This window comes from Runella zeae DSM 19591 (genome assembly GCF_000423565.1).
Taxonomy (GTDB): Bacteria; Bacteroidota; Bacteroidia; order Cytophagales; family Spirosomataceae; genus Runella; species Runella zeae.
On the sequence record NZ_AUIF01000058.1, the window covers coordinates 21,302 to 47,874 of the forward strand.

26 protein-coding genes are annotated in these 26,573 nt (G+C 41.5%); 12 read left to right on the plus strand and 14 right to left on the minus strand.

Features of this window, described 5'->3' with window-relative positions:
• Nucleotides 1-11: 11 nt before the first annotated feature.
• Genes traK through G563_RS0115770 form a run of 9 tightly spaced genes read right to left on the minus strand, consistent with a single transcriptional unit; the run spans nt 12 to nt 7,098 of the window.
• Complete coding sequence (traK, locus tag G563_RS0115730) at nt 12-626, minus strand: conjugative transposon protein TraK (RefSeq protein ID WP_028666160.1); 615 nt, start codon at nt 624-626, stop codon at nt 12-14.
• Entirely contained in the window at nt 623-832 is a 210-nt protein-coding gene (locus G563_RS34915; RefSeq protein ID WP_051211009.1) for a hypothetical protein, read from the minus strand. The genes traK and G563_RS34915 overlap by 4 nt, the downstream gene beginning before the upstream one ends.
• 4 nt (nt 833-836) lie before the next feature.
• Nucleotides 837-2,102, minus strand: a complete 1,266-nt coding sequence (locus G563_RS0115740) for a TraJ family protein (RefSeq protein WP_028666161.1) — start codon at nt 2,100-2,102, stop codon at nt 837-839.
• A gap of 1 nt (nt 2,103) precedes the next feature.
• On the minus strand, nt 2,104-3,105 hold the full coding sequence (locus tag G563_RS34920) for a hypothetical protein (protein ID WP_051211010.1): 1,002 nt from the start codon (nt 3,103-3,105) through the stop codon (nt 2,104-2,106).
• Between the two features lie 11 nt (nt 3,106-3,116).
• Nucleotides 3,117-5,639 (minus strand): TraG family conjugative transposon ATPase, encoded by a 2,523-nt coding sequence (locus G563_RS0115750; RefSeq protein WP_028666162.1) that lies wholly within the window; start codon nt 5,637-5,639, stop codon nt 3,117-3,119.
• Nucleotides 5,636-5,968, minus strand: coding sequence for a DUF4133 domain-containing protein (locus tag G563_RS0115755; RefSeq protein ID WP_028666163.1), 333 nt, complete (start codon nt 5,966-5,968; stop codon nt 5,636-5,638). The genes G563_RS0115750 and G563_RS0115755 overlap by 4 nt, the downstream gene beginning before the upstream one ends.
• The gene (locus G563_RS0115760) at nt 5,965-6,384 is read right to left on the minus strand and encodes a DUF4134 family protein (RefSeq protein ID WP_028666164.1); all 420 of its coding nucleotides are present in this window, start codon (nt 6,382-6,384) and stop codon (nt 5,965-5,967) included. The genes G563_RS0115755 and G563_RS0115760 overlap by 4 nt, the downstream gene beginning before the upstream one ends.
• A 2-nt stretch (nt 6,385-6,386) precedes the next feature.
• Nucleotides 6,387-6,776 (minus strand): DUF4134 family protein, encoded by a 390-nt coding sequence (locus G563_RS37050; protein ID WP_084650877.1) that lies wholly within the window; start codon nt 6,774-6,776, stop codon nt 6,387-6,389.
• Nucleotides 6,777-6,780: 4 nt separating this feature from the next.
• Entirely contained in the window at nt 6,781-7,098 is a 318-nt protein-coding gene (locus G563_RS0115770) for a DUF4134 family protein (protein ID WP_028666166.1), read from the minus strand.
• A 268-nt stretch (nt 7,099-7,366) separates the two neighbouring features.
• On the opposite strand from G563_RS0115770, the gene G563_RS0115775 reads away from it, so the two are divergent.
• From G563_RS0115775 to G563_RS0115795, 5 genes are all read left to right on the plus strand, one after another.
• A complete protein-coding gene (locus tag G563_RS0115775; protein WP_028666167.1) occupies nt 7,367-7,963 on the plus strand; it encodes a nucleotide-binding protein in 597 nt (198 codons plus the stop codon).
• A gap of 14 nt (nt 7,964-7,977) precedes the next feature.
• Nucleotides 7,978-8,247, plus strand: a complete 270-nt coding sequence (locus G563_RS0115780) for a hypothetical protein (protein ID WP_028666168.1) — start codon at nt 7,978-7,980, stop codon at nt 8,245-8,247.
• 3 nt (nt 8,248-8,250) lie between these two features.
• Nucleotides 8,251-8,691, plus strand: a complete 441-nt coding sequence (locus tag G563_RS0115785; RefSeq protein WP_028666169.1) for a hypothetical protein — start codon at nt 8,251-8,253, stop codon at nt 8,689-8,691.
• Nucleotides 8,692-8,797: 106 nt separating this feature from the next.
• Nucleotides 8,798-10,945 (plus strand): YWFCY domain-containing protein, encoded by a 2,148-nt coding sequence (locus G563_RS0115790; RefSeq protein ID WP_028666170.1) that lies wholly within the window; start codon nt 8,798-8,800, stop codon nt 10,943-10,945.
• A gap of 59 nt (nt 10,946-11,004) precedes the next feature.
• A complete protein-coding gene (locus G563_RS0115795; RefSeq protein ID WP_028666171.1) occupies nt 11,005-11,529 on the plus strand; it encodes a hypothetical protein in 525 nt (174 codons plus the stop codon).
• A gap of 5 nt (nt 11,530-11,534) precedes the next feature.
• Here the strand turns inward: G563_RS0115795 and G563_RS0115800 are convergent, their stop codons facing one another.
• The 4 genes from G563_RS0115800 to G563_RS0115815 all read right to left on the minus strand — a co-directional run bounded on the left by G563_RS0115800 (nt 11,535) and on the right by G563_RS0115815 (nt 13,798).
• Complete coding sequence (locus G563_RS0115800; protein WP_028666172.1) at nt 11,535-12,548, minus strand: HipA domain-containing protein; 1,014 nt, start codon at nt 12,546-12,548, stop codon at nt 11,535-11,537.
• Nucleotides 12,545-12,886 (minus strand): HipA N-terminal domain-containing protein, encoded by a 342-nt coding sequence (locus tag G563_RS0115805; protein WP_028666173.1) that lies wholly within the window; start codon nt 12,884-12,886, stop codon nt 12,545-12,547. The genes G563_RS0115800 and G563_RS0115805 overlap by 4 nt, the downstream gene beginning before the upstream one ends.
• Nucleotides 12,883-13,086, minus strand: coding sequence for a helix-turn-helix transcriptional regulator (locus tag G563_RS0115810; protein WP_028666174.1), 204 nt, complete (start codon nt 13,084-13,086; stop codon nt 12,883-12,885). The genes G563_RS0115805 and G563_RS0115810 overlap by 4 nt, the downstream gene beginning before the upstream one ends.
• A 94-nt stretch (nt 13,087-13,180) precedes the next feature.
• Nucleotides 13,181-13,798 carry a M23 family metallopeptidase gene (locus G563_RS0115815; RefSeq protein WP_028666175.1) on the minus strand — a complete coding sequence of 206 codons (618 nt, stop codon included), beginning with the start codon at nt 13,796-13,798 and terminating at the stop codon, nt 13,181-13,183.
• Nucleotides 13,799-13,899: 101 nt separating this feature from the next.
• Here G563_RS0115815 and G563_RS0115820 point away from each other — a divergent pair, with 101 nt between their 5' ends.
• From G563_RS0115820 to G563_RS0115835, 4 genes are read left to right on the plus strand one after another with little or no spacing between them, the layout of a single operon-like run.
• Nucleotides 13,900-14,181, plus strand: a complete 282-nt coding sequence (locus tag G563_RS0115820) for a hypothetical protein (RefSeq protein ID WP_051211011.1) — start codon at nt 13,900-13,902, stop codon at nt 14,179-14,181.
• Nucleotides 14,182-14,201: 20 nt separating this feature from the next.
• Nucleotides 14,202-16,517, plus strand: coding sequence for a toprim domain-containing protein (locus tag G563_RS34930; RefSeq protein WP_051211012.1), 2,316 nt, complete (start codon nt 14,202-14,204; stop codon nt 16,515-16,517).
• A gap of 7 nt (nt 16,518-16,524) precedes the next feature.
• Nucleotides 16,525-16,962: a DUF1896 family protein gene (locus G563_RS0115830; RefSeq protein ID WP_028666177.1), complete on the plus strand. Its 438-nt coding sequence runs from the start codon at nt 16,525-16,527 to the stop codon at nt 16,960-16,962.
• Nucleotides 16,952-21,949 (plus strand): helicase-like domain-containing protein, encoded by a 4,998-nt coding sequence (locus G563_RS0115835; RefSeq protein WP_028666178.1) that lies wholly within the window; start codon nt 16,952-16,954, stop codon nt 21,947-21,949. The genes G563_RS0115830 and G563_RS0115835 overlap by 11 nt, the downstream gene beginning before the upstream one ends.
• 15 nt (nt 21,950-21,964) lie before the next feature.
• On the opposite strand, the gene G563_RS0115840 is transcribed toward G563_RS0115835, so the two are convergent.
• Nucleotides 21,965-23,017: a helix-turn-helix domain-containing protein gene (locus tag G563_RS0115840; RefSeq protein ID WP_037327085.1), complete on the minus strand. Its 1,053-nt coding sequence runs from the start codon at nt 23,015-23,017 to the stop codon at nt 21,965-21,967.
• Nucleotides 23,018-23,239: 222 nt separating this feature from the next.
• Between G563_RS0115840 and G563_RS0115845 the strand changes: the two genes are divergently transcribed.
• Genes G563_RS0115845 through G563_RS34935 form a run of 3 tightly spaced genes read left to right on the plus strand, consistent with a single transcriptional unit; the run spans nt 23,240 to nt 26,481 of the window.
• Entirely contained in the window at nt 23,240-23,815 is a 576-nt protein-coding gene (locus G563_RS0115845) for a restriction endonuclease subunit S (RefSeq protein ID WP_028666180.1), read from the plus strand.
• Nucleotides 23,808-25,307, plus strand: coding sequence for a type I restriction-modification system subunit M (locus G563_RS0115850; protein WP_028666181.1), 1,500 nt, complete (start codon nt 23,808-23,810; stop codon nt 25,305-25,307). The genes G563_RS0115845 and G563_RS0115850 overlap by 8 nt, the downstream gene beginning before the upstream one ends.
• Before the next feature lie 16 nt (nt 25,308-25,323).
• Nucleotides 25,324-26,481, plus strand: a complete 1,158-nt coding sequence (locus G563_RS34935) for an SAVED domain-containing protein (RefSeq protein WP_037327088.1) — start codon at nt 25,324-25,326, stop codon at nt 26,479-26,481.
• The last annotated feature ends 92 nt before the right edge of the window (nt 26,482-26,573 follow it).

Consider the following 26,573-nt stretch of genomic DNA (forward strand, 5'->3'; position numbering starts at 1 on the left):
TGAGCGCATGGCTATTTTGAACGTTCCCGCACGATTTTGGAAGTAAGAATTTGGAAATCACGCATCAAAAAACCGTTGGGTGAATTATCGGAACGATTGATGTCCACCAAATACGTTTGCGTAATAAGTTGCCTTTCTGAAATGGCAGTGGCTCGTTCTTGAATAAGTGTTGCGTAGGTGATGGTTCGGTAAGGATACATTCGTAAATCCGTTAAAACAGAATCTACTTTAACCCGTTGAGTTACGTTCCCCTGTATCATTTCACGGTAAAAATTCTGCTCACTGAGGTTATCATGTAACTTCTTGGCAGACTCATCACATAGAAACAATGCCTTTTTCATGTTGTCGTCAATGGATTTTGGGTCAGGCGAAACATTAAAGAATAGTTCGTGAAAACGGCTTACATGATGACGAGCTTCGGCAGGACGGTTGTCAGTAACGTCTCCGCAGGTTACTTCGATGGCCTCACCTCGATTGACCAGATAGATGCGTTTTGAGAAATCGTTACTGTATTTGAACGCCAGCACCACTGCCGCAATAGAGATGAGAAACGAACAAGCAAACGCCACGATGACCAGCAATCTACCTCGCTGGAAGTCCTTTTCTAATTGCAATAATTCTTTCATTTTTTATCGTCGTAAATTTCTATGGATGCCCCTTTTTGATGAAAAACATAGGTTTTAGCCGTGTTGCGTTGGTATTTTTTAAATGACCAAATTACTATTACAATCGTCATGAAGGCCAATAGCCCCAACGCTACAAGATTGAAATTGAGCGTTTTTCGGTGGCGGTACAATAGATTATTTCGGTATTGAAATGATTTTAAAAGCATGGGTTTACAGACGGTTAATTTTACGATTCAAACGATTCTTTTGGCGTTTACCTTCCTGTTTTGTCGCATTTAAGGCTCCGAGGGCTGTTGCTCCAACCGTAGATTTTGCCAAGCCACCCACTCCGCCAATTACCCCACCAACTACTTTCCCTTGTGAACCATAGCTTGCACCTTTGTTAGAGCCTTGTTGGACACCTGTTGAAACGTTCTTGGGAATGTTTACTAAACCATCCAATGAAGCTTTGCTCGTATCTCTCAATATTCGAGTACCAGCACCAGCCGTTCCTTTGGCCACTGATGAGGCTGCACTACCAAGCGTTTGATTAACCATGCGAGTAGCTCCTTGTACCATTGCCCCGACCCCGCCTACGGTTACTAGCATATTGGTCATAGAAGGAACTTGAAAATAGCCCATCAGAAACATGACGAGTAAGGCGATGTAGGCCAATCCTAAATACTCAGGTTGCTGAGCCTCAGCTCCTCCCGATTGTACGGCAGCCGCAGGGTCGTAGGCATTTAGGTAGGCATCAGAAGCGGCAAAGGCAATGCTGCTGTACAAAGCCGCAACGGTGGGCATAAGTGTGTAGTTGATGTAACTACCAAACCAACTGGCTATATTTTGAGTAAAGCCAGGAAATATCGCTAATACAAACGCAATGGGGGCGCCCATTCTTAGTACGAGGCGGTAACAGATGGAAATCAAGAATAAAATGGCTTCGGCCAAGTGCATAATGGCCATTAAAATATCTTGAAGAGCAGACAAAATTTGAAACTTAAATTCCTCTGAAAAACGTTGGAATCCAATTTTGAAATCAACGCCGACACTACCCAAACCCATAAATGCTTCACGGTCTTCGTTTAAGTCACCACCGAAAATTTCTTTGTAACGTTGTGGGTTGGTACCAATTTCGTCCCACTTCTCCCGAATTTTCTTTTGTACCATTTCGGTGTTCTTCTTGACCTTTTCGTATAAATCTCCGTTTGATGCGTTGACCAAACTTACTGTTTTCTTGCCAAAAGCGTCCATCACGTCACACATTTTGGGAGCGGAAGCAATGAGTAAGACCATAAGAAACGGACGTAGATACGGGAAGAAGTCAATCGGTTCGTTACGGGAAATTTGCCCAATTAATCTCGAAAAGATATAGACCAACGCACCAATCCCCGCCACTGCCCGTATGCTGACTTCTATTTTCTCCGCAGCACCATTAGAACTGGTGAGTGTACTTTGATAGACGTATTCGAGCGTTTTTAGAATATCGAAATTCATGCTATTTCAGTTTGATACCTTCGTCAATTCGGTATTTTTTGGTCAGTTCTTCTCGCATCGGAACCAGTAATTCCCGTCCGAGTATCTTGACAATCACCTCAAATTCTTCTTTGGAAATCTCTTTACTGTCAGGGGTTGCCCAACCTACCGTTTTTGTCCCAGCCCAGTTTTCAATCGGTCGGTAACCTTCTGCGATCTTCATGGATAAAGCTATACGCTGTGCCTTCATTTCGGCGATTTGTAGTTCATCTTGATAATTCAAAAGACGTTTGTTAAAATCCTCTTGTGCCTGACGCATTTTGAGTGCATCCTCGGTTTCGGTGTAGTTGTCCAAAACAGAAGTTCCTTCTGGGTAAAAAGCATCATAAGCTTGTTCGTTGCCATTGTTAAAGTTAAAATTCCCCCCTAATGGGTTGCTTGTAACGTTTGCTAAGGCAATGTCATAGAGCTTGGCCGTAGCCTGTCGATCTCGTAAATTTCCAGCTCTCCTCATGGACATAGCTCGGATTCGATTGTAGTATGCTTGTACCAGATTTTGAAATTTTCCCGCTCGTTCGTGCGCCATGTTGAGCCAATTCATTCGTTCGGAATCATTCATTTCAAGGATATTTTGTGAGGTAGATTGCCTCATATCTTTCAAAATATCCGTTCCTGCTTTGGTTAAACCTTGAAAATCCTGAATAATTAGCTGGTACTCGGCAGGATAAATATGCCCATCCTTTCCAATTGAATTAGCCATTTGATTGAGCATCGAAGTCGTTTGGGTAATGGTTGAAACCAACTGGGTTCCCCTGTGAAATTGTTGTACTCCACTGGCTACTTTTTTCAACTTTTCGACATTCTTGACCAAGGTTTTAAACGAAGGGTCTTGCAATAATTTGATGAGCTGAGTAACTGCCGTATGCAAAGGGTCGGATACGACAAACTGTGCGTTGGCTTTCAATTGAAAAAAGGCCAATAAGCCTATCAGAGCCAGTAATTTTAAGGGTTTTAAGCGTAACATGAGAGTAAGTATTAAGGTTGAAAAACAGTTGTGCGTTCACCGTTTGCCCACGCTTTTACGGCACTTTCAAGGTTGCCGTTGTACTTGTTTTGGGCTAAATCTTGAATTTCCTCCACTTCTCGCCGTTCAGTGGTAAAAGTTCCATAGGCCGTTTTGGAAACTTCAACCCCATAAACTTTGCAATAGTCCCCCAGTAACAAAGCTAATTCTTTGTATGGTGGACGGTTTGGGTTTTTGCCTTTGTTGATACTCAAAATAATGTTCGCTTGCTTTTCGGAGAGTGCCAGTGTCTGCATGATTTCACCAAAACGTTTCTCATAATTACTCTGGTCGAGCAGAAATTTAATGGGTGAATTGTTGATAATGGCATCTTTGACGATAGCATTTCCAACCAAATCATCTACTTCTTGTGTAACAACCCCCAATGAGCCGTAATGCTTCCTAACGGTCTTTGAACACCAGCGTAAGAAATCAGAAAAACTGTCTTTTGCCAAAGCTTTCCACGCTTCTTCGATGACCAACATTTTCAATACTCCTTTTACACTGAATAGTTTACGAACGTAGGTGTTCATAATCATAATAGTTGTCACGGGAAAAAGTACTGGGTGGTCTTTAATGTTGTCTAACTCATAAATTACGAAAGGTAAATCCATGAGGTCAATATTTTGCCGAGAATTGAGCAGGTAATCATACTGCCCCCCTTTATAATATGGACGCAAGACATATAGGAAGTTTTGCAAGTCAAATTCTTTTTCCGAGCGCCCCTGGTTTTGCTTAAAGATGTCAGGATAGTCATTTTGAGTGAACTCATAAAAGCTATCAAAACATGGAAAAATATCATTTCCATCATTTCGATTGCGACGTAGAGCCACGTAGTATTCGTGAACAATGCTCGAAATTGTTACTTCTTCGGATTTGGACGACCGTTCCCCGTCTTTTTTCCAAAGGGCCATCAACAAATTTGCCAAAGCATCCTTGGTTTCTTCGTCGGGGTTCAAGTCCTTCATGTAGAAGGGATTGAAATTAATGGGGTTATCTGTTTCGTAGGTAATGTACCTTCCGCCCATGAGTTTGCACAGTCGTTTGTACGAGTGCCCCACATCCACCATGCTGATGTGTACACCATGGGAAAGCAAGTAGTAAATGATATTGTTCATTGTAAACGACTTACCTGACCCCGATGGGCCAATGACCATAAAATTTCGATTGGAAATCAACCCTTTTTCCAACGGGGCAAAGAATGGGTCAACCATACACGGACGACCAAAGCGGTCAGTAAGTAAAATACCGTTTTTGTAGAAAAAACCGTCTTGGTAGTTGGTTTCTACGTTCCAAATGCTCGTAGCTTCTTCCAAAAAACAGGTAGCCAAGTTATCCGTTCCGATTTCAGAAATATTTCCAGGGATACAAGCCCAGAACAGCGTTTCAGCATCCCAGGTAGTCAACTTTGGCTTGAATCCTAACTTTGAAATGGCCGCCGCAGCCAATGAACGATAATGGTCGGCGATTTCGGAATCTCGGTGAAAAACCATCACATTGAAGTGTGCTTTTACGACTTTGCGGTTGTTGGCTTTCACTTCTGCCATAAAGGCATCTTTGGCTGAAATACTCACTTCGTTTTCCTTTGACCATGCCGAAAAAGAATAGTGTCGGCGTACTTCTCCGACCATTTCGTTTACCATTGTATCACCATCACAAATTACTAACGCTTGGTTATATACGTGATTGCAAGATAACATCATTCCCAGCGTCGAACCCGTTGAAATGGGAAAATGACTGCTGTCGGTGGAGAACTGTTCGAGCCGAGCCGAATTTTGTAAATCGTTCGGAAAATCGTTGAGTTCGGTAATGGCGTAGGTGTAAGTTGTATTACCTGCCACTTTCAACCCGTCTTTTGTTTCGAGGTCATATAACACTTCGTCATCGAATGAAAGCGAAAAGTATTTTTGAAAAAGGCCTGTTTCAGTTTTTGTGCCGAGAATTTCATCTTTGTTTAGCCTGTTCAGCGTTACCTTTCCCGAATCGTTGAAGATTGCCTCGAATTGATTTACAATGTCCGTAAATTCAATCCATGTTTTTGGGTCTTGGATTTCCTTGGGTACTAAATGACGTTTGAGGAACGAGGACTGTTGACTGGTTCGTTTCAAAGGTGAAGAAGCAGGACGAGTAATGTACAAATAACACCGATGCCGTAGGTAGGGACGCTCTGCAAAGTGCCGTTCGTTTTCCCACGCCACATAATTGTTAGATTGCAAGTAGGCACTCTCAAAATTTGGATGGTATTCGTCCTCAATAAACATATCCTGCTTATGAATCATGTATCCGATGGGTAAAATCTTGATTGCTCGAACCAACACATCGTGCAGCGTATCGTATTCGCCATCAGATATGGCGAAGATTTCAGGCACCTTCATTTCAAAAGCTACCGTCAAATCTGCATTTTTGGAAACAATGATGTCTGTTTCGGCATCCACCGCCAAAATTGGAAACAGCGTTTCAAGGTTTTTTGCCTTGTTTTGGTTGATACTTTTCACTTGCGTTTGGATAAAGTTTGTACTTCAATCAGTCGAGCAAACGAACGGTTTTGGTAAACAAAAAAGGGTTTGTGATTTTTGATCGCTAATTTGATTTCGCCCCAGCGTCCGTGTCGTTTATTGGCATCATAGGTATAAAAAAGCGTGCTGCCTGCACTCATCAACAATACCGAAATAGCAATCAATGTATTCAACCCGATGATGTACAAAAACAACGTCAGGAAAATACTGGCAATGATGCCGACAGTGGCGTAATAGAAATATTTGCCTCGTAATCCTCGAAACTCAATTTCATTGTCAACGCCCCTAAAAACAGGAAAAGACTTCATAGAATTGCACTGATTAAATAACCCATACTGAACAAAAACAACAATGACCCGAACCATTTGAGCATATATTCATAAAGATCTTCTTCTCCATTTTGAAATTTTCGGTAGATTTTGATGATTCCCACAATTGTAATGACAATACCGAGTAATAGTGAAGCATGATAGAGTTCAATAGAAAGTCCCTCTGCTGTTCCCGAAATACCAGTGAAAAAGACATAAGCTCCACCCACAATAAAATTATCTACCATGACTACGATACCACCCGCAAACAGGATTCCGATTAACCAAATAAAAATCATGCCTTCCACTTCTTCACCTCGATTCCATTTTTGGAACAGTCGCAGTCCAGCTATCACCGCAGCGGCAGCCGCCAGTGATAGGCATGTATTTCGGGCTATGGCGTAGAATGAATCCATCGTTAAGGGTTAATGCCAAAATCTTGTTGAGTAATCCGCGCAGAACCAACTTCCATTTCTGAAACATAAGCACTCAGCCCCGTAGTGATAGCAATCACAGCAAGTATTGCGGCTGCCCACCGCCAAATTTCAGTGGTAATGCGTTCGCTTTCACCTAATTGCCAGCGAGTATAAATCCGAAGCCCTCCAATCAAACCCATGAATCCACAAACCAAATAAGTAAAAGTGACGAACATAGAAAGATTATTGTGTAGTGGTTCAGTAAACTGTTCACCAATTCCCACCCTCGAAAATCCACTTTTCTTTGTCAAATCTACTGATTGAGCAAATGTATATTCATTCATTAGTGTAGCCAGCAAAAATGAAGAAACGATATAGTGAAGTCGTTTCATTGGCTTAAAAGAACACAGCTTGTAGCGTAGCTGCAATGGCCAAAATGAACAAAATGGCACCCATCCAACCCACAGCAGCTTTTTGGGTATCTTGGTCGCCGTTTTGCCACTTACTGTAAATTCTAAACCCACCAACTAACCCCACAATGGCGGCTATAACATAAATAATGGTGGTTACTGGTGTAAAATAGGCTTGTAAGGCGGTGGCTTGTTGCTCAATAACCTGTGCGCCTCGTTGAATTCCTGCGTTCTGTGCCTTGGATTGGGTTAAAGCCGTTATTGTCAAAGCAATTCCCCATAGGTAGTGAACTTTCCTTTTCATCAATACGTGTTTATTGTGGTTTGTAATTAAATTTCAAACGCAAAATAAATAAATTTATTTTTTATTATGTGATTTTAAATAATAAAAATTATTTATTTTAAATTGTGATGTATCTTTAATCATGTATAAACCAATGAATTGTGTACTCCTAAAATTTTACAGGTTTTGATTGAGATATTTTAATATTTTTCTATTCAGATACACTTTTATTTTGATATTTTACTATTTATAGGTTGCTTTGTAGCTGAAAAATAGCTGACAATAACCAATGAAAGTAATAACCGTGGCGCACCAGAAGGGGGGAGTAGGCAAGACTACTTTGGCACTAAACCTTTCTTTTCTATTTAAGGATACACTCAGAGTAGGCATTCTTGATACTGACTTACAAGGTAGCGTAGTAGGCTTGGGTGATTTGCTTGAAGGGATTACCCTCGTACCGCAGGAAGTACTCACCACAGGGAATGTACCCGAGTTGGATATTTTGATTATTGATACCCCGCCTTACTTGACCGACCAACTTTCAACGTTATTCGAGATTTCGGATTTTGTGTTAGTACCTACCAAAGTGAGTTACTTAGACGTGATGGCAATTAAAGCAACCATTGCGTTGATTGCAGAAGCTCAAAAACAAAATCCAGCCATGAAGGCAGGCATTGTGCTGAATATGGTAAAGCATCGGACAAGTGTGAATGCAGATATTAAAAATATTTTAGATAGTTATCCTATACCAACGCTCAAAACCAGAGTGATGGAACGAGTGAGCTATATTCGATCGGTAGTGGCCAATGGCGTGGGAAATATCGAAGACGAAAAAGCACGTGAGGAGATGATGGCCTTAGCCGAAGAAATAGTTGAACAACTTTAAACCAATAAATCAGTATGGCAGTAAGTGACGAATTTAAAAACCGCTTGGGGAAGTTAAGTACAAAATTAGTAGAAGAACCTGCTACTTTACCCATGCAAAAAGTAGAGCCTGTTCAACAGGTTCAGAAAAAAAGTGTGGAAGAACCAGAAGAGGAAATTACCCAGTTTAACGTGAAAATCCCTGCTACTTTGATGAAAAAAATCAAACTCAAAGCAGTGGAGCAGGATATCAACATCAAAGACATGGTGGCGCAGATTTTGATTGACCACTTTAAGAATTTGTAAACAATGAGATTGGAGTACGGAAAACACCATTCAGAAATTGATTATCCAATCGGGATTTTAGACTACGAAGCACTTGCCATTGGTATTTTTGCTGGGTACAAAGTCTGTAAAGTATATGATTTGCATTGGTCGTATGGCTTGCTGACATTCTTCGTTGCGGCGGTGACCTTTTGGGCATTGATTCAGGTGAGGTTTGTTCGTCTAATCTTAATTTGGAGCTTGACACTCATCATTGGATTTTTGACCTACTACATGGTACAAGACTCAGTGGATAATTTCATGGGAATTGTGGCTGGCTCATTGGTGGGAGCGTTGATTTATTACAAACATACAAACGATTACAAAGTATATCTCTATTATCAACACCTTAAAGAACGAATGAAGGAAGACGAGGAAAAAGATTCCCAAGTCTTAGAGTTAAGAAGGGCATTTGAGAACAAATAGTAAAAATACAGCCGCTCATCTACTCAAATAACATAAAAGTATAATTTAATGTTATATAATTAAATGTTTTTATTATTTTAAGCCCCTAATTAAATGAATATTCAAAATGTCGGGGCTGACGAGCAAAGAGAAAGAAGGATATGCTCAGGGGGTTGAGCTATTACTGATCATTGCCATACTTCTGTTAGTGTTTCATTTTTTGTGGTTTTGCCATGAGATTTTAGCTGAAAGTCTGCCCATTCGAGGCTTTATTTATACGTTTTTGACCAAGCTCCATCGACAATTTGGATTGTTTAACACGCCTATTCTGTCCAAAATTCTGACCTACTTTTTGATTTTTTTATATTCACTTGGCTCAAAAGGAAAGATTGACCCCAACGTGAAAAGGCAGAAAATAATGACTGATGCTGCAATGGGAACAGCTTTATTCATGGGTTCAATTTTTCTACTTTATCTAAAACCTACTTTTTCTCCTATTCTGATTGATACATTATATATTATCTTAACATTGATAGGTACACTGTTTTTGGTCAAGTCAGGTCAATATCTTTCTCGTTTGCTTTTTGTTCAGCCTGAAAATGATATTTTCAATGAATCAAATGAGGAATTTCCTCAAAATGAGGCGTTTGTATCTAACGAGTTTTCAATTCATTTTAAAACAACTTATCACTACCGTGGCAAATGGCGGGAAGGGTTGGTTAATATTGTAAACCCGTTCCGTTCCACAATGGTATTGGGAGTACCTGGGTCGGGTAAATCGTATGCAATTTTGATACCTGCGCTTTGGCAGTCTATATATAAAGGATATACTGCTTACGTTTATGACTTTAAGTTTCCTGACCTAACCGAAGAAGCCTATAATGCGTATTTGAAAATCTTACGGGAAAACAAATTTGCATGGGGTAAAAAAGCGAACGGTGAGCCAATTATCCCCAAATTTTACGTTATCAACTTTGATGATATTGAATATTCGCACCGTTGTAACCCACTGTTACCTGAATTGATGACGGACGTGATGGATGCTTATGAGTCGGCGCAGACCATTATGTTGAACCTTAACCGCACTTGGGCGCAGAAGCAAGGTGAGTTTTTTCCCGAGTCAGCAATTAACTTTCTTACCTCAGTGATTTGGTATTTACGTACGGTCAGCATGAAATATCGGGAATTGTACGAGCAGGAAAAACAAAAGAATGAAGGCGAGCAAAGTCCTAAACTTTTAGAGGATTTTAAGCGATTAGGCCAAATCTGCACGTTTCCGCACACGCTCGAATTTACCAACCGTCGTTATGACGAAACGTTTCAGATAATGGAGCAGTACCCTGAGGTCGAGATCTACGTCCGTCCGTTTATTGATGCCAAAGCAGGTGGTGCAATGGAGCAGTTGGAAGGACAGATTTCATCAGTACGCATTCCCATGGCTCGACTTTCATCGCCGACATTGTATTGGGTAATGACGGGCAATGATTTTAGTTTAGACATTAATAATCCAGACGACCCCAAAATACTTTGCACAGGTAACAACCCCGAACGGATTAGTGTCTATGGCACGGCGTTTTCACTTTATACCTCTCGAATGATGAAGCTTGTGAACAAAAAAGGAAAGCTAAAATCGGCTCTTTTTTGGGACGAGTTGCCGACCATGTTTATCAAGGGGATAGATATGCTCATTGCCACTGCCCGAAGCAATAAAGTAGCGACTTGGTTAGGAGTGCAAGACTTTGAGCAGTTGGTTCGAGATTATGGCGAGCGAGAAGCAAAGGTAATTATCAACATCATTGGCAATCTGTTCTCGGGAACGGTAGTCTTTGAAACCGCTGAGAAACTATCCCGTCGTTTTGGTAAGACCAATCAGGAAAAGGAATCAATCACATATTCTAAAAATGATACTACCATCAACGTTTCGACGCAGCAGGCTGACGTAATTCCTGCCTCTAAAATCTCAACTTTGAAGCAAGGTGAGTTTGTTGGGCAGTTTGTAGATAATTTTGGCGAGGAATTTGATTTGAAAACGTTCAAAGCTTTTGTGAGTGTTGAAAAAGAGCAACTCAAAAAGACACAAAAACTGCCTAAAATCAATGATTTGGCAGTTATGGTTGAAAAAAAGTACAAGGTTGATTATCAAAAATTAACTGAGTCCGAGAAACATTCTTTTAGAAATAAGCTCTTACAAGAACATTACCACCGTGTGAAGCAAGATATTTCACTACTAATTGAGTACGAAATGGCAGAATACGGAGTTACCACCACTAAATAATCTAACCACCGCATCGGCGCTTCGACGCTTCGGCGGACCACTTTGAAAATTTGTAACCAATGAACCCACGAGGAAGACCTAAGTTAGCAGCCGATGAGAAAGGTAGCTACAATCCTATTTTGGTAGGAGAAGATATACTGAAAACCTTGCAAATATCTTCGGAAAAGCCCGAAGAACAAGCCGAATTGCAAGCGAAATTATCAACTGTGAAAGAACACCCCGAAGCGAGTGAATACTACTGGAAGTTGGTATTTACGTACTCGTTTTTTGTGTATAAGAACCGACGCATGACCGACGCTATTTTTGAACGGGCTGACACGAGTACGCTCGAAAACATCAAGAAAATGAATCTCAAACAATTAGCCGAAATAGTGGGTATTGAGTATCATAATTTTAAAAACATGTACTCAGGTCGTGGAAATGCCAAGAATTTATTGCAGTATCAGTCATTTTTGTACGAAAATGGAGTTAATTTCATTTCGTTACAATATACCGATACGCTCATCAATAAGGCGTATTCCTACTATCAACTCTTGCAAAGTGATAAATATACAAGCGAAGAATTGAAGGATTTGTTTTTCTGATTTTCCTACTTGTTCATCTTGAAAGCGTAATTTAATCGTTGCAACCGAGATTCGTAACAAGCTAAGTACGTGGCTTTGGCGGCATCGCTCAACCAGGAATTTTGTGTCATGGCCCGTACTTTCTCGTAGTCTTTCTGAAAAAAAATCAATTGTTGACGTACCCGTTTTTCAGTAATACCGATACGAGAACCAAATATCAGGAAATCAGGGAAAGCGTAAAAAGCATTGGCGGTGTAGCTATCGGTTTCGTAATCATTACTAAAAAGTCCATCTTTTAACGCCATATCCGAATCAGTGAGATGTAAACGGGTACAAATCAAGTCGTAAGCAGGACTCAATACAAAATCACCGTCAAGGGTTTCGATAATAGAGAAGTTTTTGAGGTGAGCATCGCCGTTCGAGAACAAATAATTGAACAAGACCAATTGAAAAAATTTCTCTGTTTCTACCCGATAAGCGGGCAAATGTTGTTTAATCAATAGAGCCATTTCTTCGTAGCTTCCTTCGTATTTATAATCCAGGCCTGCGGTTTGCTTGGTTCTTCCTGATAAGGAGGCAAAATCTTCTTGCCGCCATTTCGCGCCATCAGGACGAAAATCAAAGCGTTTAATGAGCAAAGCAGGTTCTTCGTCGGCAAAAAAAATCAAACCATTGACCGCCGTTGGAATACCATACACTTGCTGGGCAATTTGCATAGTCAAGTGTTCATTAGCAGGAATTTCGTCAGCGTTGGGCAAATCGGGCGGAATGGGTTTTAGAATGTACTTCGTTTTCTCATTTGGTTCTGGTAGCCTCAATGTACTGCCATCGAGCACTAAGCCATATTTTTCCTGTACGCCCGAAATAGAAAGTTGTCGAAACGCTTGGCCAAAACCCTGAAAGGCGGTAGTTCTGATGTCTTGGTGTTTAAATGGTAAGATGTGCGAAACCCGCTTCCCGTCGAAAAGAAATTTTCGGGCTTTGGGGCTATAAGTATCAAAGCCTGATTGCAGGGTAGAAGGGCAAAAGATTGTTTTCATGCTTCAAAAGGCAGGTTTTCAACTTGCTCTACCACTCGCACGGCTCCAACTGTATCTGTGTGGGCTATGGCCAGCAGCAGCCCAAAGTCGTCGTTTTCGTCAATTTTAAGCAATCGGCATTGCACGACCCGATTGTAGCCCTCCGATAGTAGTCCATAGAAAAAGGGAAATAAATAAGCCGACTTGAATTCTTGCTGAGAAATTGGCATGGTCAAACTCAACGCATGGGCGTTGGGGCGAGCCATGTAATGGTCGTCATATCGAAAAACTAAACCGTCGGCCGTTTCAGCGAGTGTTCCAACAGCTTCCGAGTTGAGATATACAAAGGCTTTTCTCATGATTTAATAGTCAAAGTAAGTTCTAAACCCAGCACATCAACAATTTTAGTAAGGGTTTCAAACGATGGATTGCCTGTCCCGTTTTCAATGGCAATCAGAGTACGGAGCCCTACCTCCGATAATTCGGCTAAGTCGTTTTGCCGAATATTAAGCCGTTGTCGTCGTTGCTTGATAGTTTCGCCTACTTGAACAAGGTTCATAAATTTTGATTTGAATGTGCAATATAATGCCTTTTCGATGATATTGCAAGCAATTGTTATGGATTTTTTATTAAAAGGTGTAATATATTGCATATTATTGTTTATGCAAATAGCCTTCCAAAAACCTAATTCCGAGCGTCAAGTTTTCCGCAGGATTTACATAAATACTGTTTTTCTTGATGGCATAATGTAAGTGTTTCCCCGTAGAGTGGCCTGTATTCCCTAATATTCCAATCTTTTCGCCAATGTTTAAAAATTGATTTTTTTTCACCTTAATATCGGCCAGATGACCATAAATGGTCTGATATGAGTTGCCATGATTGACAATAACGAATAAACCAAGGGCGTTATCATAACCCACTTGCTCTACTAAACCTGTTGCTGTCGTTCGGATATATTGATAGTTTCCAGCAATGTCAATTCCGCTGTGGTGCTGAAATTTTCCCTTTAATGGGTGTTTACGCCAGCCGAATCCCGAAGAAATTCGGTTTCCTTCCCAAAAACCGACAGGAGGGAGACAAGGAATGGTGAAAGCTACGACTGGATTTGTTTCAAAAAAACAAGGAAATAGACGGATAATCTCGACATGAGATAATCGTTGTAATTCGCTTATTAGCGACCTTTCCGAGTGCAGAATACTATCTGAAGCAACTTGGGCGTTGATTATTATTGGAAATAAAAACAATATAATTTTCAATATATGTTTAATCATAAAGGCAAAAATAAATAATTTGTTTTATTAAATTGACTTGACTTACTTTGTGATTGAAAAATAAGTTGAGCCATTTTTCAACTGCTAATCCATAAAAATTGATGATGTTATCTCTTAATGACCTAACAAAAAGGTACGGGGCCGAACGAATCAACGTAGCTATTCAGCCGCTTTACATTGCTGAGGGTGAAGAACCGCTCGACCCAAGTAAATATGTGATAAATGCTTCTATCAATGACCCTGAATTATGGGAATTACTGTCTAATGACGAGCAAAATCTACTCTATACAGCTCATTTGGATACCCTTTTCGATACCAAAGACTTGTTAAACTCACTGTTCGATGTCAATGAACCCGAAGGTGGTTTTGAAATCCCCGACTAACATCTAAGCCCGAAAAGACCATGCAAGATGTCAAAAACCGAGCTTCGAGAGAGCAATTAGCCATCCTTCGACATTTAAACAAAGAAGCTGTACGCTACATAGCATTTGGTGATTTTGCCTTAAATGGCATTGATAATACCCGTACGATTGGAAATGTTCAACTCTGGATTGAACCTACACCCGATAATGTTGAAAGGTGCAATAAGGCCATCAAAAATATGTACGGGGCAAGGAGTGTTACCCAATTGCCTCAGAGCGTCGTTACCAATCCAGAAGCCAAACGTACTTTAACGCTTGGTAGTGGCGAGGTTAGAGTTGCTGTTTACCCTGCAATCAGTGGTTTTCATCCTGCCGAGTTTAAAGAAGTGTATCAACGAAGCGAGAAGGGTCGAGCGTATTTGCCAAGCCAAACGGGAAAATTAGATGGTTCTGTTGGGTACAAGCAGTTAAATATGAACGACTTGTATCATAATATTCAAGAATCGAAGTCAGTTCATAAGGCTTGGAATCTGGAAACCATTGAGCGATTTGCGGCGAAAAATGATGTGACTTTAAGAAAGCCTGATGGTAGTGAAATTACGGAACGAGATAAAATAGCCATATCATCCCAAACCCAACGAAAAGGCGGACGTATGACCCGAGATTTGAGCCAAATAAAGCAAGAGTTAGATTTAGAAATTGTACTACAACATTATGGTTATCAGTTGGATAAAAAGAAGTCTCGTCCCAACGATGCTTGGAGGCTGTACGAAACGGGAATTAAAGGTGACAAGCAACGCTTGGCAGTAGCAGCCGTAAAAGATTACGGGACGAAGTTTTTTGTGGACTTAAACGATCCGCAATTTAAAGGCGATATTTTTAAGTTCATGGAACGGATGGAACACGGAAACTATCGCCATATTTTTCAGACGATTGACTCAATCATGATGCAAGACGGATTTGCTGAAAAGAAGCGCATAGTTGAGCCAATGATTGAAGTCCCTGCCAATTATTTCTTGAAAGATACGCTCCTCCGAGAGCAGGATTTGTACAGCAAATATCAGATTGCCCCGTTGACTGATACCGAATATTTGGAAGGACGGGCTATTGAAAAACAGACACTTTTTGCCAAAGAATTTGAGGGACGAATCAAAAACGTGGCGTTTGACACGGGTGTGATTCGACACGTAAATACAGCCTTCCCTATGTACGCCCGTGATGGAAACATTGCATCAATGGATATTCGGAATGAGGCTTATAAAGCATTTCCCGAAGGGGAACGAGGAGAGGCATTATGGCACTCAAATCGTTTTTTTGAGGCAAGAGAGGCTATGAAAGATGAAAAAGGACAAGAAATTTTACAGGGGACTATTGGTACAATTTACCGTCAAGATGCTAAAAACGTAGTATTTTTATATGGAGACTTAGGCGAAGAAAAACGTGCTGTTTTGTCTATTGAGCAAGCCAAAACGGGTTTTTATGAAGTCCCCGTTCAACGAATTGTCATTTCTGAATCGGCCATTGATGCGATTTCGTTAAAACAATTGAACCCCGAACAAGCTGATGAACGACGTTTTTACGTCGCTACGGGTGGGCAACCTGGCGGGAAACAAGTGGCTTTTTTGCAAGAAATCCTCAATAGAAATCCGCAAGCGCAATTAGTGATTGCACAAGATGGTGATAATGCTGGGCTACGGTTTGCCGTGAATTACTTGGCCTTGGACCACCCCTCCGAAAACCCTGAAATGAAGGTTAAACCCTACCTGACCTATTCATCACCTACTAATCAGCAAACAAAAAAAACGGATGAAAATACCGAGAACCAAGACTCCGTCGGAACAAATCGGTTGAACTTGGAGCTTCGCTACCCCTTAGCGTTGGGAGCAAGAAAAGCGCAGGAACTAAACGAGGGCTTCATAAAAGATTTGGTCGAAGACATGAATTTGTTTGTGAAACGATATAGCACGGATTTGAACGATAAAGAAAAGAAAATCAATGAGTTTCAACGAGAAACCATGTTGGATGAAAACATGAAATACATGATAACCCGTACTACGATTCACTTTCCGAATGATACTAAATTATTGACCAAGGCATTGAATCGTATTAGTGATGAAATCGAAAAACGGCAAGAACAAAAACTATTTCAAGTCGTGCGTCCAACTCGTCAGCAAAAAGATTTGAACGATGTGTTGAGAGAACGTAACGGTCAAGCCTTACCTCTTTCTCATAACCTTAAATTGCCCGCACCGCCCGCAATTAAACCTTACCAAGAGATTCAAAAATCAAAACAGGAGGAAATGAAAAATTCTGAATCACAGGGGTTTGGGCAAGGGAAGAATAAAATTAGTTTTTGATGCAACTATGGAGCAGAATTACTTTACCCTATACTTACAGAGTTATTTGCAAAGCGATTTTCCTGATTTGCTGGCTCAACTCGCCCCAGAAGAAATAGAGAATCTTGTATTAGAGCGAGCAAATCAGGCTGCTTCTATTTTTGAAAAGGAACGATTAGCAGGTAAGGACATTTTACAATCCCAAGAGGTAGCCATTGCTGAACTCACCAATGGCCTATCTTTTTCGACCTATTCGTTTTTGAATCATTTGCTCGAAACCGAGTTTCTGCCTGATTATCAAAGACTAATCGCATCAGAGAAACGGCAAACCTTTCTCATTGCTATTTGCCCATTGCTCGAAAAACTTGTACACAAGTACGAATCTGAATCGGGCGAGAATCAGCGACTCTGCTACCATTTAATTATCGGTCAACTTGAAAATTTGATTCAAGTTCATGGCGTTTAATCCTAAACAACACTTGGTAACCAATACCGAGGCGATAGCTCTTGCATTGCAATTGCAAAAACAAGGAGCTAGTCCAACGTCGGAGCAAGCCGATTTAATTCGTCGCTATGCAGGTTTTGGTGGAATAAAAGCGATTTTACTGCCATTGGAAGACGACAGTGCTTGGCAAACGAAAGCAGACGTTGAACTACGTCCCCTTATTCAAACACTGTGGGAAACAATAAAAAATGCGGCAGGTGAACAACGGGCCGAGGAATACTGGCAAAGCCTTAAAAATAGTGTATTGACCAGTTTTTATACTCCTCCAGAAGTGATTGAAGCGCTCGGAGAAGCTATCCAACAAATGGGGTTTGAAGTGAATAACTTTTTAGACCCTTCGGCGGGGTTGGGGCAGTTCTCGGATGGTTTTCAGCGAGTTGGTTTGCCACTTTCTAATCCCCTTTTGATTGAAAAAGATTTACTGACGGCGACACTGTTACAAACGCTCCACGGCAAAAACCAAGTTAAACAACAAGGATTTGAAGACATCAGCAGTCGCTACTTGAATTCCTTCGACTTGGTAGCCTCCAACATTCCTTTTGGAGATGTGGCGGTATGGGATGCAACCTTTGCCAACAGCAAAGACAAAACCAAACGCCAGGCTTGCCGAAGTTTGCATAGCTATTTTTTTGCCAAAGCCGTGGATGTCGTCAAAGAGGGTGGGGTAGTGGCCTTCTTGACAACTGATGCGTTGATGAATAGCCCAAGTAATGAGCCTATTCGGCACTACCTGATGCGGAATACAAATCTGATAAGCTCCGTTCGCTTACCTCACAATCTATTTACTGATTTTGCGGGCACAAGTGTTGGCAGTGATTTGATTATTCTCCAAAAAGATACCCAAAAAACAAACCTTAGCCACCGCGAACGGCTCTTTACCCAAAGTCCACGGGGAGAGTATCCGAGCAACCGCTATTACGAAAACTTGGGTCGTATTGTCCATACCCAACTTCAATTTGATACTGACCAGTATGGTAAACCCGCCCGAATTTTCATTCATCAAGGGGGAAGCGAAGCCATTGGTCAAGAATTGAAACGAATGCTGGACGAGGATTTGGGTCAACACCTCAAAATAGCTATACCAACCGAAAAAGCGCGGGTTGTCATTAGTAAAGCCCCACCTACGCCTCAACTTGACCTTTTTGCGACGCTTCAGCCAACGTTGGTGATTGAACCTCAGCTTTTTGAAGGCATAAAATACCCACACTTAAAAGAAGGTTCGTTGGTAGAACAAAATGGGCTTGTGGGTAAGGTGTACGAGTTGGTCGAGGCAAAACCTTCTTTTCGCCCTCTGGAAATCTCGAAGACCCAACAGGAAAAAGTGAAAAGCCTGATTCAGCTTCGAGATAACTACAACTTGCTTTATAATGTTGAGCAGGAATTTCAAGCCGAAAATGCAGGATTACGCCAGCTGCTCAATGAATCGTATGAGCGCTTTATTGCCCAATACGGTCAGCTAAACCGCAAAGAAAACGTTGGAACCGTCTTGCTCGACCCGCAAGGGAAAGAACTGTTGGCCTTGGAGCGGGTCAAAGAGGGGCAATTTATTAAAGCCGATATTTTTGAACAGCCTGTTTCATTTTCTATAAAACAACGCATTGAGACGGCTGAAGATGCCTTGCTTACGTCGTTGAATTGGTTCGGGAAAGTCAATCTTGACTACATGCAAGAAGTGAGTGGTTTAAGCGACGAAAAATTGCTGAATCAGTTGCAAGACCGCCTGCTTTTTGACCCGATTCAAGACGAATACAAAACCAGAGAGATGTTGCTTTCGGGCAATGTTTTTGAAAAATTGAGGACGATTGAAGAATACCTCGAACAAAATACGACGGAGCGGCATCAGGCACAGGTTGAAAAAACGTTGGAAGCACTACGTGAAAGCCAGCCAGAAAAAGTACCTTTTGAATTGTTGGAATTTAATTTTGGCGAACGTTGGATTCCGACGCAAGTATATCAAGATTATTTGAGTCATTTGTTTGACCTACCCATTCGGATTCAGTACGCCCAATCTACGGATACGTTTACGGTAAGACCCTTGCGAAGTACCCAAAGTAATGCCAAAATCACCACTGAATTTGCCGTAAATGCCCAAACCCGCACCTACGATGGACTGGATTTAGCCGAATATGCGTTGCTGAATACCAATCCTCACATTACCAAAAAGTTGTATGATGGCGGACAAGAAGTTACAGTCAAAGACCAAGAGAAAACCCAATTGGCGGCCAGTAAAATTGAACAAATCCGTCATCAGTTTCCTGTTTGGCTAAATGAGCAGTCAAAAGACCTCAAAACAGAGATAGAACAACGTTATAATCAATTGTTTAACTGCTACGTCAAACCACAATACAATGGTCAGCATCAACAATTTCCGCACCTCAATTACAAAAACTTGGGGATAACGAGTTTGTACCAAAGTCAAAAAGATGCCGTGTGGATGTTGCTTCAAAACGAGGGAGGCGTTGCTGACCACGAAGTAGGTTCGGGTAAAACCCTGATTATGTGCGTAGCTGCCTATGAAATGAAACGATTGGGTATTGTCAATAAACCCATGATTATTGGACTCAAAGCCAATGTTCACCAAATTGCCGAAACCTTTCAATCGGCTTACCCAGATGCGAAGCTGTTATACCCCCAAGCTAGTGATTTTAGTCCCGAAAACCGTGTCAAGCTATTTAATGACATCAAAAACAACCATTGGGATTGTCTCATTCTGACCCACGACCAATTTGGGAAAATCCCTCAGTCGTACCAAATCCAGCAAAAGACGGTTCAAGCGGAATTGAACAACGTAGAATTGGATTTGGAAGTAATGCGTCGCCAGAACAACGAAGTATCCAAGGCTGCTTTGAAAGGACTCGAAAAGCGCAAAGCAAACCTGACGGTTGAGATGGCTCGTATCAACCACCAACTCAAAGAAAAAAGAGACGATGTTCCTGATTTTCAGCAAATGGGCATTGACCACCTGTTTATTGACGAAAGTCACCGCTTCAAAAACCTGATGTTTACCACTCGCCACAACCGAGTGGCGGGTTTGGGCAACCAAGAAGGTAGCCAAAAGGCCATTAATTTGCTGTACGCGATTAGAACGATGCAGCAACGCAAGAACAAGGATTTGTGTGCTACTTTTCTTTCAGGGACAACTATCAGTAATTCATTAACCGAATTGTACCTGATTTTCAAGTACCTCCGCCCCAAAGAACTCCAAAAGCAGAATATCGTCAACTTTGACGCTTGGGCCGCAGTATATGCCAAGAAAACCACCGATTTTGAGTTTTCGGTCACCAATAACCTGATTCAGAAAGAGCGCTTTCGATACTTTATCAAAGTGCCTGAGTTAGCCATGTTTTACAATCAAATAACCGATTTTAGAACGGCCGACATGATTGGCATTGAGCGCCCGCAGTTGAACCAAAAGCTCATACACGTATCGCCCACACCGCAGCAAGAGGATTTTATCCAAAAACTGATGAAGTTTGCCGAAACGGGTGATGCGACCTTGCTCGGCCGTCCCAAACTAAGCGAAGGAGAAGAGGCGGCGAAGATGCTAATTGCGACCAATTATGCCAAGAAAATGGCCTTGGATATGCGTTTGCTCAATCCAAATTACGACGATCATCCCAACAATAAAGTAAGCCAATGTGCCAAGAAAATAGCTGAACACTATCAGCAAACCCAATCCCACAAAGGGACACAACTGGTTTTCTCGGATTTGGGAACGTACAAACCTCAGCAGTGGAATGTCTATAGCGAATTGAAACGAAAGTTAGTAGAAGAGTACCAGATTCCACCCAATGAAATCAGGTTTATCCAAGAATGTAAAAATGAAGCGCAACGAACCAAGCTCTTTGCCGACACTAACGCAGGCAATGTCAGAATCCTGTTGGGCTCGACCGAAATGTTGGGGACGGGCGTGAATGTACAGCAGCGTATTGTAGCCTTGCACCATTTGGATATCCCTTGGAAACCTTCGGAACTCGACCAACGTATAGGGAGAGGAGTTCGTAAAGGAAACGAGATTGCAAAATTGTACGGTAACCAAGTCCACAACTACGTGTATGCCGTTGAAAAGACCTTGGACAACTACAAGTTCAACCTGTTGCAGAACAAATCGTTGTTTATCAGCCAAATCAAGAACTCCAATCTGGCCACTCGACGAATTGATGAAGGTAGCTTAGACGAAAAAAACGGCATGAATTTTAGCGAATACATTGCTATTTTGTCGGGAAACACCGATTTACTGGAAAAGGCTAAGATTGAAAAGTGGTTGGGGAGATTAGAGTCAGATTTGTTGATTTACAACAAGGATGTGGTGCAGGGAAAACAGCGTTTGGAAGGCAAAGAACAACAGGCCGATAAATCAGAAACCCAATTGAAAAAGGTAGAAGCAGACCAAACTTATCTCAAAAGAATAAACACCTATGACGAAAATGGGAAGCTGCAAGGACAGCTCATTATCCCCGATTTGGACAGTAAAGACCCCAAAGAAATCGGTAAAAAACTCATCATTATTGACAAAAACTATCGCAACTCCGAACCGAAAGTGGTAGGAGCGTTTCACGGTTTTAAGTTAGAAGTAACGACGGTGACTAATTTTGTGGAAGGCTATGTCCAGCAAGAAAACTATTTTTCGGTGGTATCACCCAATGGCATCAAGTATCAACACAACGGCGGCCAAATGCCCCGCACTCCCGAAATAGCAGCACAGTTTGTTCATAACGCCCTCGAAAAAATCCCCAAATTGATAGAAGATCAGCGCAAGCGAGTAGGGGATTTTAAACGTGACATCGAGCAATTACGAGATTTTATATCGAAGCCGTGGCCTTACAAACAAGAGCTTACGCAGCTTCGCCAAGATTTGCAAAGCATAGAGCGTAAAATTCAAGATTCGCTGACGGAGAAGGTTTCGGAGAAAAAAGAAGAGAAAAGGGTGGGAGTGAGGGTGGGGTGATAGTGCTTTTTAATACTATCCATGCGTTAAGCCTGTTAATTCCTGCCGAAACTCCGCTAACTTCTGGTTATTCAAAGCCGCTGCTTTCGACATAGATATGATTTCTTCAGCTGCTGCTCGGTAGAGTAGTTGCTTGAAACGCAGGGCTTTTTCTTGTCCAAGGTATCGTCCAGGTTCATTTTTTCGATAACCTAATTTACTGAATAGAATACTAAAATCCTGATAGCCAGTGTCGCTGATGATACCCAATGCCTTAGCTCGTGCCATAATGGCCTGAATAGATACACCATATTGTTCTTTCACTTGTACCAGTTCTGCCAAGGAGATATAGCGACGCCGTACGGTCATTTCTTCAATAAAAGTCTCTTTTGGCAACAAAAATGCTCCTGCAAAAGCGTGGCAGAGTTTTTCAACCTGTTTTTCGGGTATGTCTGGGTTAAACCTCAATACGCAGTGGGCCAATTCGTGCAAAGTGGTAAACCGTTGCCTCACCACATCAAAAATGGTATTAACTACGATAATAAGGCTATCATTGCCCATAGCAGACAATCCATCAAAACTTTCGTTTGCTGACACCTGAAATACTTTAATGCCACGATCTTCAAGGGTTTCAATGACGTTTCCAATAGAATCCCGTCCTAACTTCCAAGCATCTCGTAAACGTTCGGCAGCAGGGTCAATGTCTTCAAAAGAGTTAATAACAGTACCTTCTATTGGATTCTCGAACTTGATTTGGGCATCCAACAACGATTCTAATTCATGGTATCTTTCCAGAAAATCAATGCTCTGCTCTCGTACTTTTTCTTCTTCGGTTTTGGTAAGTTTTACTCGTTTTCTGAATTCAACATTTTGGAGGGTTACCCGTTCAGGTCGAAAGAAATAATTGACTCGAACGCCTAATAGTTGGGCGATTCGTATTAACCGTTCGCTATCGGGTCGGGCTTTTCCTTGTTCGTACTGATGAAGCGCTTGTTTGGAAACATCTCCTAAACTATCTGCGAGTTCTTGTAGCGACATTCCAGCCATTTTTCGAGCCGAAATAAACCTATCGGCAAAAGTAGATTCCATGATTAGCGAGTTTTATATTGACAAAATAAGTGAAAATATATATATTTGTCAATACGATTATTGTTTTTACTTTTGTTGTGTCAACAAATAAAATGCATAATTTCTATCATTTGGTTATTTTAACACCTATTTTTTCTACAAAAAATTTTATTACATTAAAATAAAACAAAAAATATTTAATATATTTGAACTGCTTTTTCAAAAAGTAGGTTAATGTGATTTATGGAAACAATTGGAAATATTGCAGAGATACTTTTTGGAGTCAATATCCAAAATCGTCATTCGGCGGGCGAGATACGTTATTTGCAGATGAGTGACTTTGATGATAGCGGGTTGATAATCAACAGCCAACCAACCGTTTTTGTGGATACTGCTGACCTCAATACCGAGCGGCAACTCCTGCAAGCGGGCGATATTCTGTTACCTGCTAAGGGAGGGCGTAATATGGCTTTTTATATCGAGGAAAGCTATTTGCCTGCTGTGGCCTCATCGTCGTTTTTTGTCGTGAGACTCCAAACTACTTTGATTGATGCTCGGTTTTTGATGCTTTACCTCAACCAACCCAGTACCCAAGTGAAAATCAAATCTATGATTAGTACCACGGCTACCGTACCCGTACTCAACAAAAAAGATTTTCTGAACCTGCCTGTGCCGATTGTTCCCATGGCTCAACAACACAAAATCATTCACCTACACCGCCTGCACCAACAAGAACGACAGCTTACAATGCAAGCGTTGGCTCAGAAAGAATTACGTTTTCAAGGAATTTTTACACATATCATTCAAAATCATGTCTAAGCTCATCTCACAAGCTGAAATTAACAATACCGTCTGGAAAGCCTGCGATACATTCAGAGGCGTAATAGACCCCAGTCAGTACAAAGATTATATTTTGACTTTCCTGTTTGTGAAGTACCTTTCTGATCTCTGGAAAGACCGCTACAATTATCATCTGAACCGCTACGATGGCAACACCGAACGAACCGAACGGGCCATGCGAAACGAGCGTTTCCAATTGCCCGAGCATTGCCAATACGATTACCTTTATAGCAACCGCAATGAACCCAACATCGGCGAATTGATCAACGAAGCCCTCGAAGAGTTACAAGACTCGAACCGTGTTAAGTTAGAGGGCGTGTTCAGGAATATTGACTTCAATTCTGAGGCTAATTTGGGGCAGACCAAAGACCGCAACCGCCGTCTGAAAAACCTCATTGAAGATTTTAAAAATGTGGATTTATCACCTTCTCATTTAGAATCAGCCGATGTCATTGGCGATGTGTATGAGTACCTGATTGAACGCTTTGCCTCTGATGCGGGCAAAAAAGCAGGGGAGTTTTATACGCCCTCGCCCGTGGCTACGCTTTTGGCTGAACTCATGAACCCGCAGCCAGGTAGCCGCATTTGCGACCCCACCTGTGGATCTGGTTCATTGCTAATTAAAGTGGCTCAAAAAATTGGCAACAACAATTTTTCGGTCTATGGCCAAGAAGTAAACGGCTCTACCTACGCCCTGGCTCGTATGAACATGTTTTTGCACGGCATGGACGATGCCACGATTCGTTGGGGTGATACCATCAATAACCCCCTGTTATTGGAAGGCGACCACCTCATGAAGTTTGACATTGTAGTGGCCAATCCGCCCTTTTCGCTTGATAAATGGGGCGCAGAAGAAGCTCCCCACGATCGCTACAACCGTTTTTGGCGGGGAGTTCCGCCCAAATCAAAGGGAGATTTTGCCTTTATCAGCCACATGATAGAAACAGCCTACGAAGGCCGTGGCAAGGTGGGAGTAGTGGTGCCGCATGGGGTATTGTTTAGAGGAGCAGCCGAAGGCAAGGTTCGCCAACAACTCATCGAAAACAACCTCCTCGAAGCAGTGATTGGTTTGCCTGCCAATCTATTTTTCGGAACGGGTATCCCTACCGCCATTTTGGTGTTCAATCGGGGTAAGCAGCACCAAAACGTGTTGTTTATTGATGCCTCCCGTGAATACACCGAAGGTAAAAACCAAAATACCCTCAGCCCCGACCACATTCAGCACATCGTAAGTACCTACCGTCAAGCTTCCTCATCGGGGGCTGTTGAACCTAAATACGCCTATTGGGCCACGCTCGACGAAATCCGCCAAAACGACTACAACCTCAATATACCTCGCTACGTGGATACCTTTGAGGAAGAACCCGACATAGACCTGAAAGCCACCCAAAACGAGATTGATAATCTTGAAAACCAACTGACTGCCATCAAGCAGCAAATGAAGGTTTACTTGAAGGAATTGGGTATCTAACTAAATAATTGCAGCTATGAAAGACGAAGTACAAAAAAAGAAAAAAAATAGGAAAGAAATACCAGAGAAAGTAGTAAATCTGCTTTGGGCAAGATCCGCAGGTAGGTGTCAGTATGAAGGATGTAATGAGATGCTTTCACGTGACATACTCACAAAAAGAAACTATAATGCTGCTTACATCGCTCATATTATAGCAGCAGAACCCGATGGGCCACGAGGAGATGAAATTTTATCTCCTAAACACTGCCAAGATTTTGATAACCTGATGTTAATGTGTGATAAGCATCATCGTTTGATTGATAAAATTGAAGTTGTAAGTCATCCCGTAGAAAGGCTTGTAGCAATGAAACGGCGGCATGAGACACTCATAGAGCGTTTAACTGATTTCAAGGATAAAACTGAGTCTGAAATTTTACTTTTTGGGGCTAATATCGGTAATCAGAAAGTATTGCTAACGTATAATGATGCTTTTGACACAATTTCGGAAAAGTATTATCCCTCAAGTAATTACGGAGTGGAATTGGGGCTGCTAAATAGCGGTGTAATTGATTATCGAGAAGAGTTCTGGGGAATGGAAGAAGCTAACCTAAGAGCAAATTTTGGTGATAAAATAAAGCAAAAGCTGGAAAAAGGTACAATCAAACACCTATCCGTCTTTGGATTAGCTCCCCAACCATTATTGATTCTTTTGGGTAGTTTATTGGGTGATTTACACCCAACGGAGGTTTATCAGCTTCATCGAGAGCCGAAAACATGGAAGTGGTTAAATGAACCAGATGAGGTAACTTTTGAGGTATTCAAACCTCAAAATTCGTATCCAACCGTTGCTTTGGTATTTGCGTTGAGCGCTACCATTACGGAAGATCGTATCGTGAGCGTTTTAGGTGAAGAATGTTCGATTTGGACATTTACAGTGAACAAACCCAACAATGACTTTCTAAGAAACAGAGAGCAATTGGCACGGTTTAGAACGGAGTTGCGTTTGCTCTTGAATGAAATAAAGGCTTACCATGGTCAAAATAACCTCATTCACGTATTCCCTGCGATGCCCAATGCCATGGCCATTGAATTGGGAAGAGTAAGAATGCCGAAGGCAGACTTACCAATGCTCGTTTACGACCAAAATTTTCAAAACCCAGCTCGTGGGTTTTATCCAACAATTAAAATTGACTAAAAATGACGCCAGAAATAGACAGAGAGTACAGTAAGATTCTTGATAAAATTGCCGAAAAATTAGACCTTACAGATACCCAGTATGAAATTGCT

What these genes read in the sequence shown, in the direction of transcription:
- G563_RS37050 (WP_084650877.1), bottom strand. Translation starts at nt 6,776, where the DNA reads ATGAAACGACTTCACTATATCGTTTCTTCATTTTTGCTGGCTACACTA.
- G563_RS0115820 (WP_051211011.1), top strand. Translation starts at nt 13,900, where the DNA reads ATGATGTTATCTCTTAATGACCTAACAAAAAGGTACGGGGCCGAACGA.
- G563_RS0115795 (WP_028666171.1), top strand. Translation starts at nt 11,005, where the DNA reads ATGAACCCACGAGGAAGACCTAAGTTAGCAGCCGATGAGAAAGGTAGC.
- G563_RS0115815 (WP_028666175.1), bottom strand. Translation starts at nt 13,798, where the DNA reads ATGATTAAACATATATTGAAAATTATATTGTTTTTATTTCCAATAATA.
- G563_RS34915 (WP_051211009.1), bottom strand. Translation starts at nt 832, where the DNA reads ATGCTTTTAAAATCATTTCAATACCGAAATAATCTATTGTACCGCCAC.
- G563_RS0115850 (WP_028666181.1), top strand. Translation starts at nt 23,808, where the DNA reads ATGTCTAAGCTCATCTCACAAGCTGAAATTAACAATACCGTCTGGAAA.
- G563_RS34930 (WP_051211012.1), top strand. Translation starts at nt 14,202, where the DNA reads ATGCAAGATGTCAAAAACCGAGCTTCGAGAGAGCAATTAGCCATCCTT.
- G563_RS0115800 (WP_028666172.1), bottom strand. Translation starts at nt 12,548, where the DNA reads ATGAAAACAATCTTTTGCCCTTCTACCCTGCAATCAGGCTTTGATACT.
- traK (WP_028666160.1), bottom strand. Translation starts at nt 626, where the DNA reads ATGAAAGAATTATTGCAATTAGAAAAGGACTTCCAGCGAGGTAGATTG.
- G563_RS34920 (WP_051211010.1), bottom strand. Translation starts at nt 3,105, where the DNA reads ATGTTACGCTTAAAACCCTTAAAATTACTGGCTCTGATAGGCTTATTG.
- G563_RS0115805 (WP_028666173.1), bottom strand. Translation starts at nt 12,886, where the DNA reads ATGAGAAAAGCCTTTGTATATCTCAACTCGGAAGCTGTTGGAACACTC.
- G563_RS0115770 (WP_028666166.1), bottom strand. Translation starts at nt 7,098, where the DNA reads ATGAAAAGGAAAGTTCACTACCTATGGGGAATTGCTTTGACAATAACG.
- G563_RS0115740 (WP_028666161.1), bottom strand. Translation starts at nt 2,102, where the DNA reads ATGAATTTCGATATTCTAAAAACGCTCGAATACGTCTATCAAAGTACA.
- G563_RS0115830 (WP_028666177.1), top strand. Translation starts at nt 16,525, where the DNA reads ATGGAGCAGAATTACTTTACCCTATACTTACAGAGTTATTTGCAAAGC.
- G563_RS0115755 (WP_028666163.1), bottom strand. Translation starts at nt 5,968, where the DNA reads ATGAAGTCTTTTCCTGTTTTTAGGGGCGTTGACAATGAAATTGAGTTT.
- G563_RS0115790 (WP_028666170.1), top strand. Translation starts at nt 8,798, where the DNA reads ATGTCGGGGCTGACGAGCAAAGAGAAAGAAGGATATGCTCAGGGGGTT.
- G563_RS0115785 (WP_028666169.1), top strand. Translation starts at nt 8,251, where the DNA reads ATGAGATTGGAGTACGGAAAACACCATTCAGAAATTGATTATCCAATC.
- G563_RS0115775 (WP_028666167.1), top strand. Translation starts at nt 7,367, where the DNA reads ATGAAAGTAATAACCGTGGCGCACCAGAAGGGGGGAGTAGGCAAGACT.
- G563_RS0115810 (WP_028666174.1), bottom strand. Translation starts at nt 13,086, where the DNA reads ATGAACCTTGTTCAAGTAGGCGAAACTATCAAGCAACGACGACAACGG.
- G563_RS0115835 (WP_028666178.1), top strand. Translation starts at nt 16,952, where the DNA reads ATGGCGTTTAATCCTAAACAACACTTGGTAACCAATACCGAGGCGATA.
- G563_RS0115760 (WP_028666164.1), bottom strand. Translation starts at nt 6,384, where the DNA reads ATGGATTCATTCTACGCCATAGCCCGAAATACATGCCTATCACTGGCG.
- G563_RS0115840 (WP_037327085.1), bottom strand. Translation starts at nt 23,017, where the DNA reads ATGGAATCTACTTTTGCCGATAGGTTTATTTCGGCTCGAAAAATGGCT.
- G563_RS34935 (WP_037327088.1), top strand. Translation starts at nt 25,324, where the DNA reads ATGAAAGACGAAGTACAAAAAAAGAAAAAAAATAGGAAAGAAATACCA.
- G563_RS0115845 (WP_028666180.1), top strand. Translation starts at nt 23,240, where the DNA reads ATGGAAACAATTGGAAATATTGCAGAGATACTTTTTGGAGTCAATATC.
- G563_RS0115780 (WP_028666168.1), top strand. Translation starts at nt 7,978, where the DNA reads ATGGCAGTAAGTGACGAATTTAAAAACCGCTTGGGGAAGTTAAGTACA.